This is a genomic window from Bacteroides sp. AM54-2NS, assembly GCF_003602935.1.
Lineage (GTDB): Bacteria > Bacteroidota > Bacteroidia > Bacteroidales > Bacteroidaceae > Bacteroides > Bacteroides xylanisolvens.
The window spans coordinates 1-15,452 of the sequence record NZ_QTMZ01000076.1; the positions used below are offsets into that span (position 1 = coordinate 1).

General features: G+C 41.5%; 11 protein-coding genes and 3 pseudogenes. 3 read left to right on the top strand and 11 right to left on the bottom strand.

Annotated features, from left to right (window positions below):
* Positions 1-522: 522 nt before the first annotated feature.
* The 11 genes and pseudogenes from ccsA to DXA05_RS24620 all read right to left on the bottom strand — a co-directional run bounded on the left by ccsA (position 523) and on the right by DXA05_RS24620 (position 13,401).
* Entirely contained in the window at positions 523-2,628 is a 2,106-nt protein-coding gene (gene ccsA / locus DXA05_RS24570) for a cytochrome c biogenesis protein CcsA (RefSeq protein ID WP_128859731.1), read from the bottom strand.
* Positions 2,629-2,643: 15 nt separating this feature from the next.
* Positions 2,644-3,798, bottom strand: a complete 1,155-nt coding sequence (locus tag DXA05_RS24575; protein WP_004312532.1) for a Rid family hydrolase — start codon at positions 3,796-3,798, stop codon at positions 2,644-2,646.
* 21 nt (positions 3,799-3,819) lie between these two features.
* A pseudogene (locus DXA05_RS28495) lies at positions 3,820-4,526 on the bottom strand (hypothetical protein).
* Between the two features lie 23 nt (positions 4,527-4,549).
* The gene (locus DXA05_RS24585) at positions 4,550-5,785 is read right to left on the bottom strand and encodes a porin (protein ID WP_004312530.1); all 1,236 of its coding nucleotides are present in this window, start codon (positions 5,783-5,785) and stop codon (positions 4,550-4,552) included.
* A 17-nt stretch (positions 5,786-5,802) separates the two neighbouring features.
* Positions 5,803-7,269 (bottom strand): di-heme oxidoredictase family protein, encoded by a 1,467-nt coding sequence (locus tag DXA05_RS24590; RefSeq protein ID WP_128859732.1) that lies wholly within the window; start codon positions 7,267-7,269, stop codon positions 5,803-5,805.
* A 12-nt stretch (positions 7,270-7,281) separates the two neighbouring features.
* The gene (locus tag DXA05_RS24595; protein WP_004312528.1) at positions 7,282-8,457 is read right to left on the bottom strand and encodes an imelysin family protein; all 1,176 of its coding nucleotides are present in this window, start codon (positions 8,455-8,457) and stop codon (positions 7,282-7,284) included.
* A 24-nt stretch (positions 8,458-8,481) separates the two neighbouring features.
* A pseudogene (locus DXA05_RS24600) lies at positions 8,482-9,782 on the bottom strand (porin).
* Positions 9,783-10,011: 229 nt separating this feature from the next.
* Entirely contained in the window at positions 10,012-11,034 is a 1,023-nt protein-coding gene (locus DXA05_RS24605; RefSeq protein ID WP_004312526.1) for a TQO small subunit DoxD, read from the bottom strand.
* A 154-nt stretch (positions 11,035-11,188) separates the two neighbouring features.
* Positions 11,189-11,551: a DUF2023 family protein gene (locus DXA05_RS24610; protein WP_004312525.1), complete on the bottom strand. Its 363-nt coding sequence runs from the start codon at positions 11,549-11,551 to the stop codon at positions 11,189-11,191.
* 33 nt (positions 11,552-11,584) lie between these two features.
* Entirely contained in the window at positions 11,585-12,091 is a 507-nt protein-coding gene (fldA, locus tag DXA05_RS24615; protein ID WP_128859733.1) for a flavodoxin FldA, read from the bottom strand.
* 134 nt (positions 12,092-12,225) lie between these two features.
* On the bottom strand, positions 12,226-13,401 hold the full coding sequence (locus DXA05_RS24620) for a phosphoribosylaminoimidazolecarboxamide formyltransferase (RefSeq protein ID WP_074708834.1): 1,176 nt from the start codon (positions 13,399-13,401) through the stop codon (positions 12,226-12,228).
* Positions 13,402-13,611: 210 nt separating this feature from the next.
* Here DXA05_RS24620 and DXA05_RS24625 point away from each other — a divergent pair, with 210 nt between their 5' ends.
* The 3 genes and pseudogenes from DXA05_RS24625 to DXA05_RS28165 all read left to right on the top strand — a co-directional run.
* Positions 13,612-14,316 (top strand): hemerythrin domain-containing protein, encoded by a 705-nt coding sequence (locus DXA05_RS24625; RefSeq protein ID WP_032841758.1) that lies wholly within the window; start codon positions 13,612-13,614, stop codon positions 14,314-14,316.
* The gene (locus tag DXA05_RS24630; protein ID WP_128859734.1) at positions 14,306-14,917 is read left to right on the top strand and encodes a LuxR C-terminal-related transcriptional regulator; all 612 of its coding nucleotides are present in this window, start codon (positions 14,306-14,308) and stop codon (positions 14,915-14,917) included. The genes DXA05_RS24625 and DXA05_RS24630 overlap by 11 nt, the downstream gene beginning before the upstream one ends.
* A 260-nt stretch (positions 14,918-15,177) precedes the next feature.
* A pseudogene (locus DXA05_RS28165) lies at positions 15,178-15,452 on the top strand (hypothetical protein); the annotation flags it as partial.

Here is a 15,452-nt window from a genome sequence, read left to right on the forward strand (position 1 = left end):
GGAATAGTGGCTTTCTCCTCTAAATAAAGAATAAAGCAAGTATCCTGAGAAACATGATTGACTAGGGTAAAGTAATCAAGGATTCCTGAAGGCAAGAACAAGCTTAAAGAAGCAACAGGATCAATCGTTTGGGAAGAGGATGTTTTCATGATGCAAAAATAAGAATTTTAACGCAATCCCCCAAGGTTTCAGACTGAGCCTGAGCTCTCTTACTTTATTCTCTTACTGATATAAAAAAACGTCCGGCTTTCACAAGCCGGACGTCCTTGCCTCTTTTAGAATATGTCATCTATTCATATTCCAAAATGAATACATTATATGGTTTTTTCTAACTTAACAACCAAATAAAAGAAATGCGGGTGAATCACTTCGGCCGATTTCTATGTATTTTTAATGTGGCTACGTAATATAATTATGACTAATTAATTTAATTCTGATACTGCAAAGATAGGGGCTTTCCGCTTTTCCCGCAATCCCCTAAAATGGGTATTCTTCTATCGGTTACTAGCTATATATAGTGGTTTAGGAATTTGCATAACTATGCATCCCCCCAAGAACATAATTTACTCCGAAATAGGTCATTAAGACAGTCAGGAAAGCAAGAATCATATAGATATGGAAGAATAGTGGTTTGCGGAAAATGCGCAGGCTTTGTGAATGGAATGCTACTCCATATACCAGGAAAGTGATCAGCGCCCATACTTCTTTCGGGTCCCACGCCCAGTATCTTCCCCAGGAAACGTTTGCCCAAACTGCTCCCAGAAAGATGCCTGCCCCTAAAAAGAACGTAGCAGGGTAGAGTAGCAAACGGCTGACTAGCGTCAACTGTTCTATCCGGTTGTCTTGTACAGCGTCGTTTCCGGAGACATTGTTTTCCGATTCTTTTTTTCGGAGGCATAATGCCAGTATTCCGTTTAGCATGATGAATGCCAATAGGGCATAAGACATCATAATCAATGAAACATGAATACTTAGCCACGGAGAGACGAGCACCGGCATTAATGGGGTGATCTGGGGATTCATCTGTCCCAGATAAGAGACTAACAACGCAAAGCCGGAGAGCAAGAATCCGAATGGAAGTATAAATGAGAATCTTCGATGGAGCAGACAGGCTATCAAGAGGATGCAGAGTGCCATGAACTGCATTGTCTCATAACCGTTGCTAAGAGGAACACGTCCGCCAATATACCAGCGCAGGCAATATCCTGCTAAATGGAATATGAAAGCAAGATAGAGTGCAACAGAAAAGATCGTTCCTGCTGTGCGGGAAATCGTTTTGGCTTTGGGCGAGGGTGTATTTCTTTGCAGGCTGTTATGAAGTAGAAGCATGAAAGACAACACTCCCAATGACAGATTTATCATAAAAAGAATCTTGCTGAACGGAATCCGGTTGTAGAGTAATTCGGCTTTCACTTCCAGTTCGGAGAGAGGTTGCACGCTACCATCAGTGGGTAATGGCTGGATGAATGTTCCTTTTTCCACCATCAGGATCAGTCCCACTTTTTCATCCGTTTCCTGGATGGCTTTGGCGAGTTTGCTACTTTTTCCCTGTTCTTGTTGCCAGGTTTTCTGAAGACGGTAGACTGGACCGTCAAATAAATCGGTCAAGCGTGCATAAGAAGATTCCAAACCGAGTAAATGATGCAGTTCGGGACTTTTGATGTATATCATAGGTTCATTCTTCCATGAATCCGGGTAAAGAATCCAACCGCTTATAACTTGCTCGGGAGTCAATCCTTTATAGTAGATTTTTCCTGTCAGTTTTTTGACGAAGTCTCTTGCCAGTGTATTGAATGGTACTACCCGGTCATGGTAAATAACCTGTTGTTGTGCCAAGCTGTCTGCTTGTATTTTGTTTAATACACGAAGAGGTGTTTGCTGTGCCTGCATTGTTCCTGTCAGGTAGAAAAGGAATAAGATAAATAATCCTCCTTTTTTCAATAGGGGATGATTTAGTAACTTACGAAACTCTCCCTGACGGCAAAATAGTAGTAAAATCATAGAGATGCCCAGTAGAATGTAGCCGCTATAGGTCACTCTTGTACCCCATGGATCATAATTTACTGTCAGCCAACTTCCTTGATCGTCTTCGTCAAATGAGGACTGATAAAATCGGAAGCCTTGTGTAGTAAAGATACGGTTCATTGAGATACATTCGTTGTGCACGGAATCTTTCTGACCGGGAAGTGAATAGCTGATATGACTGACATAATCGGCGGGAGCTTTTGTCCCCGGATAATACTCTACCCGGAAACTATCTAGCTTCATCGTGAATGGCAGATGAATGTTCTTGTCGCCCTGTGGCGAATGAAAGCTGCTTTTTACTGTATCCGGACGTAAATGCATATATCCTTGTTCGCCATAGATAAATGTAATCATGGCCCCCACCAAGATAACGAGGAGGGAGCCATGAAACAGCAAAACGGGAAGTCGCCGCCATAAGGAACGTCGGATGAGGGCAACAACCCCTATTGCAGCAATAACTCCCCACAAACAACAAAACCAGATTGTGTGATATATATTTCTTTCTACAAACTCTGTCCCGTATGCTTGCTCTATGAAAGTGGCTGCGGCAAGTAATCCTATCAGACAGATGTATAAAATGATAAGTAATCTTTTCAACGGCATATCTTTTTAATGATATTAATAGGGAGCGTATTCCTTATTTTCACAGGTTTTTACTCCCATACATTCCATCTCGATCAACCATCCCGGGCGGCATACCGGCGCATGTACAAATACCTTAGGGGTACAAGGAAAACGTTTGTCGTACATTTCTTTGACGATGGTATAATCTGCTATGTCACGCAGATACACGATCATTTGTCCCATATCATCAAATGTACATTCTGCTTCTTTCAGTAAAGCCTTTACATTTTCCCACATCCGCTCTGTCTGTTTACGGATCTCTCCCGGATATACCACCTCGCCTTTATTATTAATACTTGCTGTTCCGGAGATGAATACTTGGCGCCGGTCTCCATAATCTACATACGTGCCACGTTCAAAACTGACACCATACTCATAGGTGGGATTCAAATGTGTTGGCGCATAAAGGAAATGAATTTGTTCGGGTTTGATTCCGCCAACGGCATACGTGTCCATTTGTACAAGTACTTTGGGGTCAGCATGGCGTCCGCCGATACCTGTGCTGGAGATATAGTGTGTCTTTTCCGTCAGGTTCTGGGTAACGAATACTTCGTTACGTGCCTTTACTACTCCGGCATAATTCACATCCACATTCTGTACGAAAAACCAGGTACGAATACAGTTGGCGGCTAGTTTGCAACCTTGTTCAATGAGCTGCATAACATAGTCGTTTAATAGTAGCCGGGTTTGGTATTCGGAGTTGGCTGCCCGATTGAAAGAGCTGCCACCCCAAAGGTGACGGTAGGGTCCATGCTTGACTTCGAAAAGACCATTATGCAGCATTTGTGTCTGTACTTTCGTCTGAAGGTAAATCCATACTGCTACTTTGGTTCCATTCAATGGTGGCTGTTCTACGATAGAAAGTGCGCAATCCGAGCTTTCAGCAGTAAGTGCCAACAAGGTATCTGCCTGATTGGAAGCGTCGCTCAAAAAGTATCGTTTGAAAATGGCGACGGTCCCTTGCAGTTCTTTTTCCCGTAATTGGTAGTATGTATCTATAATGGCGTTTAATTGTTCTTCATAAGTGGATTCCGGCTGGATTGCGTGAATCATTAAATGATACTCGGAAACACCGTCTGCCACTTCGTATTTAAATATTTCTGCTAAAGTCTTTTCTGATTTCAAGGGTTGTTGTTTTTTGCTGTTCATATCAAAAATTTCTGTTACAAGTTAATTGTTTTCGGCTCCTGCTTTGATCCATGTCCGAATCAAAGCGCGAACTTCACGTTGTTCAGCTCCATTGAATATATCGATGTGATTATCGTGCTCTAATACATCTAATAAATAACTGTTGTTTAAATCTCCAGGAGTGACATAATTCTTTCCTTTCGCAGAATGGGGAGCTTTTACATTAATCAGTGATTGATAGGCTTTGGCTGCCGTCAGATCCAAATCTCCGGCTGTTGTTGTACTTCCTCCATGACACATCACACATTTGGCATTGAAACTTGCGTTTGGATGCGGCTGAATGAAGCCACTTCGATTGTTGTCTCTGGTAAAGTCAGCGATTCATCCGACGCATTTACGGGAAATGACTGATACGCATGCACCAAAGACATTCCGGACGTGATAACGGCTACGGCAATACTACGCGTGTTTCCGTTTAAGTTGTTTAATGTTACAGTTACAGCTTCTGCCTCGCTAGATGGTTCCAGAATGCGCTTAACCAATATGGGAGTAACTCCGTCCTCACCTAAGGAGATTAATGACATATTGTTTTTCTGCGGCCAAGCATCCAGATGGGTGAAATGAAGTGTTACAGTAGCCGTACGTCCACTGTCAATCGTGTCATCCGGATAGATTTTACCTTCATCACAAGCTGAACACAGGTTTAGGCAGGCACAGGTTATCAATAAATAGTTGAGTCTTTTATTCATAGACAGATTCCTCCTCCTATACATTAGAAAGTGAATTGTAACATAGCGGTAACGCTATGGCGTGATAGTCCCACTCCATCATTATCACGATCAGTCTGCGTGTCATGACCGGTTCTGCCCAGATATTGGTACATCATCTGAAGTTTTAAATTAGAACCGACAAAGTAGTAATTGGCTCCGATGGCAGGCATATTCAACAAACCGCCTTCGTCTGTCCCGTTGCGATCGAATATATCATAACGGAGAGCAGCCTGTAATTTAGGAGTTACAAAATAACCGGCCTGTGTATAAGCTCCCCAGTAATTCAGGTCTTTGTCTTTATGCATGATTTCTGTGAAATGCATATTCATGTAATAACCTTCGGCTGCAAAGTAGAAACGGTTCTTTACCATGGCAAACTCTGCACCTATACGCCAATCGCTGCTACTATGATCTTCGGCCTCGGCATTATAAGATGTAGATACACCGAATTGCATTTTATCTTCTTTCAGATTGTTCGGATTACCTTGTGTGGCTGGCATTTCACCTTTGGGCATATATACCAGGCGACCGGAGTAAAGCAGTTGGGGCAGCCATTTATGATCATCACACATTCCTTTGGTTGCCGAATTGACATCAATCCCTGTGCCATTGAAAATACCTAACTGATAATTCCATTTTCCGTTAATCAAACCATGTATCTGAACACCCAGGTCGAAGCCGGTAGCTATGCTCGGCTTCACAGCATTGATGTCATAGGGCATTAATACGCCACCTGCCACGGAACTGGGCAACACCGGAAATAATGTTTCCCCCAGTGTGGTCAGATAGGCATGCATAAACGGCGTTTTAAACTTCCCGACACGAATACGGAATGATTCTTTGAGCGCTACATCAAACCAGGCTTGTTGCAATAAGGCGGCACCGCTTTTTGCCGCATTCAGTGATAAATTGAATGTAACTTTCCCGAATGCCTTGCCTGTAAATCCGAGTATTGCGTTCGGAATAGCAAAACCACTGTTTGCCCAGTTACGTGCATAAAGGCTTTCCAAACCTTGATCGTCATATCGGTTGAAAGAGAGGCTGGTTTGAACTAAGGCATAGGGCTTGAATAAGAAATCACCGGCTTTGGTAGAAAAAGAAAAACCTTTCTTTCCTGCCAGCGAAACAACATCATTCTCTACATATTTATCATCGATTTCTTTTGCATTTGAATCTTGAGCATAAGAGTGGCTGCACAGAAATGCAGTGAGCGCGAGTGCTAGATATTTTTTTTTCATTGTTGTTGCTGATTATATTATAAACTGTTCAAGAATGTTAGTAAGGCTGCGCGATCTTCTTTCGACATGCGGGAGAAAATGGAACGTGAAGCGGCTCCCTCGCCGTCATGCCACATGATGGCTTCTGTCAGGTTACGTGCCCGTCCGTCATGCAGGAAATAGGTATGTCCGTTGACAATTTCCTGCAGGCCGATTCCCCATAATGGAGTAGTACGCCATTCGCAACCGCGTGCCAGGCCGCTAGGGTAATCGTCAGCTAATCCTTGTCCCATGTCGTGTAATAAGAAGTCGGAGTAGGGATGAATGATCTGATTGCCCAGCCAGGGTAGTTGAGTTCCGTTCAGTAATACGCTGCCTCGCGGGCGGGTATGTAAAGTAACGGTATGGCATAAATGGCATTTTGCTTGATAGAACATTTGCTCTCCATGTTTGATGGTTTCGTCATCCACGTTGCGGCGTGCAGGAACTCCCAATGTCTGCATATATAAATCGACATCTTCCATGTCACGGGTCGAAATCTCTACACCTTGGTTGGCAAATCCCATCATTTGTGATTGTCCTTCGCCCACTTCATGTGGAAAACGGTCATTGGTTACCCCCAGATCCGAAGAGAATCCCAGTTCTACTGTTAAATCCTGATGGTTGGCTTTGTTGCCGGATATTCCAATGTCATATTTTCCTTTTTCCGTCACATAATTCAGGCGTCCGCTAATGCCGTATTCGGGATAGTTACTTTGAGCTGCCAACTGTTTCAATTCATCGTGGTTAAGTGCCATCATCTGACCCATGCCGACATGCCGCAAGGGGGCACGTACCGAAATAATCAGATCTTCGGGCTTTATTTCATAATCATACCAATCTGTTATTTCATAATGAGGAGTTATTAATTCATATTCTTCTCCATCGGGAAACTTGAACTTTTCGGTAGTAGTGGTTATCTTTATTTTGCCTTCGGCTTTTACGCCATAAATGGACTGGTCATGTAATACACGCCCATATTCGGGGAAATATCCTCCGGTTTTGCGTGTAATATAAACCAGCATAGATGAAAAGCCTGCACCGGAACCACCTGTGACCCATGCCGGAGTAGTACGTCCTGTGTTTCTATGGCAAGCTCCGCAGGAATAGCCTCCAAAAATAGGTCCTAATCCATTACCGCTGCCTGTACCTACTCCACGAGAATTGTCATACAAACCATCGCCACGATTGAAACGTGTTAATAATTCACCGGTGACCCAGTCTGCATTGGTGTCATAAGCGCCACTTACGGTAGAAAAAATAGTGGAAATACCGGCTGATAATTCCTCCGGTTTTGCTATTTCTCCGTTTGGCTTATAAATAATGCCGTCGAAAGCATCATGATCACAACCTTGCAGGAAGCCTATATTTATCGCAACAAAGAGGATTCTTCCCAATCGCCTTGGGAGTCCTCCTCGTAATACTTTGATAACCGGCTTTCCTAAAAGAAAGAACTTAGTCATCATAATTAATATTGTTTATTCTCCTGCTAATTTTCCGCGGACTAAAGCCAGACCACTGCATAAAAATGCGCATTGGTTTTGAGCATTCTTAACTTCAGTAGTAGCGCCTAAATTGTTACGGAAGGGGTGAGGTATGTCATTGATTGCTGTGATTGTTTCCTGAATCTGCTTAACAACCATGTCGTTCAATGTCGGGTTCACTTTTTTCATGATAGAGCACAGACTTGCACTGGCAACAGTTCCGTCTAAACTACCATAGTAAGCATTACGGATGCTGTAAATGTTATCAGTATAATCATCTAAAGAGTTCCAGCTATACCAGGATTCTACGGCTAATACACCACCTTCTTTATCTCCGCTGTTCCACTTATCTACCGGATCTCCGATTTTCGTTGCACCTACTTCATTGGCAATTCCTTCTGCACCATTGTCAGAGTTTAGTATCATTGCAACAGATTGTTTGATATTGCTTATAGAGTAAGTTCCGTTAGGTGCTTTCATTGCATCTTTATAGGCACCGTTCTCCAGATTTTTACCTTCTGTCCAACCTTTTAACAAAAGCTCTGTGTCTTTTGACATACGTCCGACAACAGCCTTGAGGTATCCTATTTTATTAGCATCCAGGTCTGTGATTTTTTTTGCTTCACCATCCTCAAACAATAAATATTCGGCAGTATGGAAACCACGCAAGTTCTGTGGTGCATCGGCTGGTGCATCATCACCGTCGTCTACGTCTCCTCCGACAGCGTCTTCCCAATTTCCGGACTGTAGAATTGCATCAATACCTCCTTTATCCAAAGGCCAGCTATCCAGACTAGGATCGAGCTTATTCAAATCTGCCGGACCATATAGAAAAGCTTCACTTTTTTCCCAGGGTTTACGTGCTGCAACCCAAGCGTCTGCTGCATTGGCTACATCATTATCACTGGAGGACGTTGATAACTTTTGTACTGCCGTGTTTAATGCGGTTACTTTATTGTACATATCTTGATAAGTAGGAATCACTACATCATCTACATACGTTGCAACCGCAGCCTTTAATTCATCATCTGTTGCAGTGCCACTGTCCGGGGTATTAAAACCCGCAAATGGGTTGGGTGAAACATCTTCTTTTTTAGAATCTTCACTACAAGAGGTCATCGCCATACATACTCCCATTGCCATTATAGGCAGAAATTTCCATGTTTTCATTTTCATTGCTATTAAAAATTATATTTATTTTTTGATAAACCAACCAATATAGGCTATGCTACAGAGACTAAGTTTTCGTCATTATATTTTCCACCTCCTATGGAGCGGTGGGTGTAGTCTGCTTTAATTACTAGATTGGGTAGAGCGTAGTAATTCAATCCAGCTGTTACGGCTGATACCTGAAAACGTTTGTCGGCCAACAAACCTGTGTTAGCTTCTGTCTTTTCCATCGGATTGTAATATTCATAACGAATAAAAGGATAGATACGGGGAGCTTTAGAATGGAAGAAAGAACCTATATTATATCCTGCTTCACCCCCGTAGCTGACTGCATTTTGTGCTACTGTTGTGTTAGGGTAACCGGAAGCTGCTGAAGAACTGTTGTTGATTGTGGTTAAAGCTCCGCTCGCTCCTAGGTTTCCATAAACGGCATTTCCGCGTACAATCAGGTTGTTATTAAAGCCTTTGTATTGCAAATCACCGGTTACAATGGTTACCGGAAATTTATAACCTGTATTTCTCCAAGGCTTAGTTCCGTTCTTTGCTGTCTGGTTATAATAGAAAGAAGCACCTACTCTTAATCCTTTTACCCCATGGTAGTTTACGCGGGCTACAAAAGCCGGACTGGTGAAATTGTTGACTTCGAATGCTCCTTGTCTGCCGTTTTTTATCCAGTCTTCGCTGCGGAATCCTTGTGGATCAAGCCCATTGACTAATTGAAGTTCATAATCAAACCGTCCAATTTCACCGAATACGGCGATACCTGTTTCATGCCAGGTGGAAGGCAATATCGTTGTTTCACCTTCCGGGCGGTAAACTCCAAAGAAATTAATAGGCTCATGATGGTTGTTGGTCAATCCTACCGGTACAATCATGTGTCCGAAACGCAGATTGATGTGCTTATTAATGAGACGGGTGATATGAAATTGTTCCAAAGCTACTTCACCGCCTTTTTCAATCTCTGTTTCATATTCGCCGTTCTCTTCAAACCATTCAATTTCGCGAGCAGATCCCGTACCTCCGTATTCAAATTCGATTTCGGTACTCAATACCCATTTGGAGGAGAATTTATAATCAAAGGCTAATACAAAACGTGGAATGGAAATCTCTCCACGATTAAGTTTACCGGAACCATTGGGAGTAAAACGATTGAAATTATAATCTTTATAGCTCGCCGCCATTTCTCCATACCCTCCGAAACGGAATTTAGTATATTCTTCTGTGGAAGAAGTTTTACGGTTTTTAGACTTTTCTTTAGTTTCCTGTGCCGGAAGTGTGAGAGAATGTAGGAAACAAAGAATAATGATTGCAGTTATTTTTCTCATTTTTTTAATAATTTTATCGGCTGCAAAGTTATATGAGGTTAAAAGATATGGCAATACCCAATACTAGGCATAGTAATTTCTAAAATTCAGTATATGTAGGTAATTTTGAGTGCTTGAGAAGATAAAACCTGTTATTTTGGTAAAATGAAAGAATAAAGGTGTATGCCAGCCGAATAAATTTTGCTGATATACACCTTTGTCTATGATCCGTTTGTAGAGTAGGCCGGATTTACTCGATTGTGATGTTTTTATTCCAAGTAATTCCACTAATGTCGGTCAATATTAATTCATACTGGCCTTCGGGAAGATTTTGCAAACTGTTATCTCTAATTGCCAAAGTAGCTTTGCTGCCCAATGGGATGATAAGGCTATGTTTACCAGGGACTACCTTAGCTATATAATCATTCTTTATATTAGTGAGAGGGAATAATGCAAGGTCTTCTCCATTCTTTTGAAGTATCACTTTTCCACTTGTGTCTTTAAGAGTAATGCCAATAAGAAATGAGCCGTATACATCGGCACCCTCAACACGATATACTTTAAAAGACAGGGCTCCGTTATTGACATTTGCATCTGATATCTCAATTTTGGGTTTTACTGATTTGTTATGTAGTGGTCCCCATACGCCATTATGAAAAACCTGGTTGGTATATAGGGTGAGTATGAACAATATGGCTGCACCGCCGATTGCTACTTTACTGAATCGCTTGATAGACAATGGAAGTTCGCCGGAAGTAACCCATACCAGCCATTTATTTTTGGATAGTTGGGGCTGTAGCAGATAATCCAAAGAGTATTTTCCGCCGCCGGACAGGAAAATGGTGAATCCTGCGGATACGCCTAAAATACCTATTTGCCATTCATCAAGACAGGTTGTTCCTAACCAGCCGGAACCCAACAGAATGCCGAATGCAAGACTGAATACGCCGATACTCATTAATCTGGTAAAGAAACCAAGCATATAGAGTAATCCGACAACACCTTCAATGATAGTAAAGATAACCATCGCCCACCAAAGTAAATCGGGGGTGCTGACGAGATATTCGATGATGGGTTTGATTCCTATGGAATTAGGTAGGAAATGATTGAACTTCTCTCCAATGTATCCGGTAGAATCCGGGATAAGTTTGTTTTCGAGGACGAGTCTCCGCCAAAAGGCTGAAAAATAAGTCCAACCAACAATAAGTCGTAATGAAAGGGTGAAAATACCGGCCAGTGTATAGGCGGTAAGTTGTTCTTGTTGCTGCTTCATTGCAATGTTTGATTTTGTTATAATTGAGTGAATCGTTTCTTATACAACAAGTTTCCATTGGAAAATGTTTTAATGGATACCTATTTTTAAAGAAACGATTCCACTCAAGACAAACTACATACAAACAAAGCTAAACTTATGCTAAGGTTATCGCTTAAACTGCCATCTTTATACCTTCTTTTTTACTGCAATATCGTTTGCATTGCTGGCATAGGTCATATCCCAGCATGGCTCCTAAAATAAAATCTTCTTCGGCAGTCAGTTGATTTAAAGGATGGATGATGATGTGCCGCATGGCTTCCATACATTCTGCCTTTCCAAAAAACAGGTTGATTTTATTGGTACCTACTTCCTGTATCATATAACTGATCTTTTGATTTTTCAATCGGCGGATGGCAAATTCTTCGTGCTCTTTACTCATTGTGTAAAGTACCATGTTGCGTACGCCTTTCTTAAACTCATAAATATGATTAAGAAAAATTCGGATTTCGCCGGGGATGATTCTTTCAGTTGCCATGATGCAAAGTATTCTTTTTATGTTAAGGTAAAATTAGCTAATTTCTTGTTTCACTTGTTCAGCCCATGCGTTGATACGTTCGTCTGTTTTGCTATCTTCGTTGACTTCGTCAAGCGGAAGGCCTACAAACTTGCCGTCTACAACAGCGATAGAAGAGTCGAATGTGTAACCTGCGGTGTCTGTTGCTCCACAGAATTTACAATGGGTATCTTTCAAGTTTTCATAAAGAATGCCTATTGCGTCACAGAAGGTGTCGCTATACGAGTCAGAATCGCCACAACCGAACAGGGCTACAGACTTATGAGATAAATCACATTTCTTTAAAACTTTTACTCCATCGTACCAGTCGTCCTGAAGTTCGCCTGCTCCCCAAGTGGAAGAGCCGAGCACCAATACGTCATATTCATTGACTAATGCCTCTGTTAGCTTGGATACATCAAATACATCTGCCGATGGTACATCTAATTTCTCTGCAATTCGACGGGCAAGGTCTTCTGTTGTTCCGGTTGTGGAACCATAAAATACACCAATTTTATTCATCTTTGATTCGTTTTTAAATGTAACGCTGCAAAGATAGAGGGGCTTGAAGAAATAGGAAATCCCCATTTATAATGGAAGATTTGTCTCATTCTCATTATAAATGGGGATATATGGAATAAAAATAGTCGATATTGTTAATGGTGGAATAGGCGGATGCCTGTAAATGCCATTGCCATATTATATTTGTCGCAAGTTCCAATCACATGGTCATCACGTACGGAACCACCCGGTTGTGCAATGTAGCTGACACCGCTTTTATGCGCGCGTTCTATATTATCTCCGAATGGGAAGAAAGCGTCCGATCCTAAAGCTACACCTGTCATCGTATTCAGCCATGCCCGTTTTTCTTCACGTGTCAGCACTTCCGGCTTTTCTGTGAAGAACTGCTGCCAAACGCCGTCTGCCAATACATCGTCATAATCCTCCGAGATGTAAACGTCGATAGTGTTGTCACGATCTGCACGACGGATTTTTTCAATCCATGGCAAGTTCATCACTTTCGGATGTTGGCGTAAATACCAGATATCTGCTTTATTTCCTGCCAGACGCGTACAGTGGATGCGTGACTGTTGGCCTGCGCCAATACCGATTGCCTGCCCGTCTTTGGCATAACACACCGAATTGGATTGCGTATATTTTAAAGTGATTAAGGCAATGATTAAGTCACGTTTTGCATCAGCCGGAATTTCTTTGTTCTGCGTAGGCATCTCTTTCAAAAGGCTTTCATCGATTTTCAATTCGTTTCTTCCTTGTTCGAAAGTCACTCCGAATACATCTTTGTGTTCGATAGGAGCCGGACGGTATGCAGGATCTATCTTTATTACATTGTAAGTCCCTTTTCTTTTATTCTTCAGAATTTCCAGCGCTTCGGCTGTGTAGTCGGGGGCAATTACGCCGTCGGACACTTCACGGTTGATGATGCGTGCTGTTTCTTCGTCGCAAGTGTCGGACAATGCGATGAAATCTCCGTATGATGACATACGGTCTGCGCCACGTGCACGTGCGTATGCTGTGGCTAATGGAGAGAGTTTCATGTCGTCTACGAAATAAATCTTTTTCAGCGTGTCGCTCATTTCTACCGCAACAGCAGCACCCGCAGGGCTGACATGTTTAAAAGAAGCGGCAGCCGGCAGTCCGGTAGCTTCTTTCAGTTCTTTCACTAATTGCCAACTGTTGAACGCATCCAGCAGATTGATATAACCGGGACGTCCATTCAATACTTCGATGGGGAGTTCTCCTTCTTTCATGAAGATACGGGCAGGCTTTTGGTTAGGGTTGCAGCCGTATTTCAGTTCGAGTTCGTTTGCCATTTTATTAAATATAAAATTACGAGTTACTAATTACAAATAGATAGCGACAAAATTACTAAAAAAAGACTAGCTTGCCTAAAGTTGTGCCACAAAATAGTAGCATATAATTAGTATTTGCTAACGAATGAGGATGTAAAATACCTATAAAATGATGATTGTATTTCAGCAAAATATTCCGTTTCTTTGCAGTCTCTAATATACATAGGTATGATGGATAATTTACAGAAATACAAGCCAACTGATAAGATGATCGATCTCATCAGCGATAATTATTCTTTGTTGCAAGTGATGAGTCGTTTTGGACTTTCGTTGGGTTTTGGTGACAAAACAGTCAAAGAAGTTTGTGAACTAAATGGAGTGGACTGTCGGACCTTTCTGATTGTAGTCAACTTTATGGCCGAAGGCTTTTCCCGGCTCGATGGGGATAAAGATGATATTTCCATACCTGCATTGATTGATTATCTGCGGCAGGCACATATTTATTTTCTTGATTTTTCTCTTCCGGCTATTCGTCGTAAACTGATCGAGGCAATCGACTGTTCGCAGGACGATGTGGCTTTTCTTATTCTCAAGTTCTTTGACGAATATACACGGGAAGTGCGTAAGCACATGGATTATGAAGAGAAAACCGTCTTTAAGTATGTCGATTCATTGATTAAGGGAAATGCTCCCAAAAACTACCAGATCAGTACCTTTTCCAAACATCACGATCAGGTAGGGGAGAAGTTGACAGAACTAAAAAATATCATTATAAAATATTGTCCCGCCAAGGCAAATGAGAATCTTCTGAATGCGGCTCTTTTTGATATATATGCTTGCGAAGCCGGATTGGAATCTCATTGCAAAGTGGAGGATTATATTTTTGTTCCTGCTATTCTGAATTTGGAAAGGAGGATGAGGGAAAATGAAAAATAATGAGGTCGTTCGAATTGCTATTGCAGAAACTTCTGTAATTATTCGTGGTGGGTTGACTGCTGCGTTGAAGCGTCTTCCCAACGTAAAAGTGCAACCGATAGAATTGTTGTCTGTTGAAGCATTACACGATTGTGTCCGAACGCAATGTCCCGAGATGCTGATTGTCAATCCTGCTTTTGGTGATTATTTTGATGTTGCTAAATTCCGGGAGGAAATATCTGGTAAAAGGATACGTATAATAGCCCTGGTCACTTCTTTTGTAGATGCTTCATTATTGGGTAAGTATGATGAGTCTATTTCAATATTCGATGATCTGGATATTCTTTCTAAGAAAATTGCCGGTTTATTGAATGTGGCTTCTGAAGAAGAAGAGGTGGATAATCAGGATACGCTTAGTCAGCGGGAAAAAGAAATCGTCATCTGTGTGGTGAAGGGGATGACGAATAAGGAAATAGCGGAAAAGCTGTTCTTGTCGATTCATACTGTTATCACACACCGGAGGAATATTAGCAAAAAATTGCAAATACATAGTGCTGCTGGTTTGACTATTTATGCTATTGTAAATAAGCTGGTTACGTTGAGTGATGTGAAAGACTTGTAGCCTGCAAAAGTGTTATAAAATACAAAACCGTTTGCGCACACGAAAAATATTCGTACCTTTGCAAAGCAGTTGGGAAATTGCTGTTAGTTTATAAAGGTAAAAGAAAATATTAAAAAGGTATTAGATTAGATAATTTAAGGTATTAAAAGTTTTTTAGTTTAGTTCAATAGGATAAGTTTTTAATAGAAGGTAAAAGGATAACAATAGGTAAGAGGTTTTTAGGTAAAAAGAAGATTAGTTTTCAGGAAATTTGAGGTACTATGGAAAAGCCTTTTGGCTTTTCTGATGCAGTGGCGAGTGGTTCTATAAAAAGAATTGGCTCGTTTTTTTTTGTATACAGCTTTAGTTCACCACAGAGGACACGGAGGACACGGCTCAGTCTGAAACCTTGGGGGATTGCGTTAAAATTCTTATTTTTGCATCATGAAACATCCTCTTCCCAAACGATTGATCCTGTTGCTTCTTTAAGCTTGTTCTTGCCTTCAGGAATCCTTGATTACTTTACCCTAGTCAATCATGTTTCTCAGGATACTTG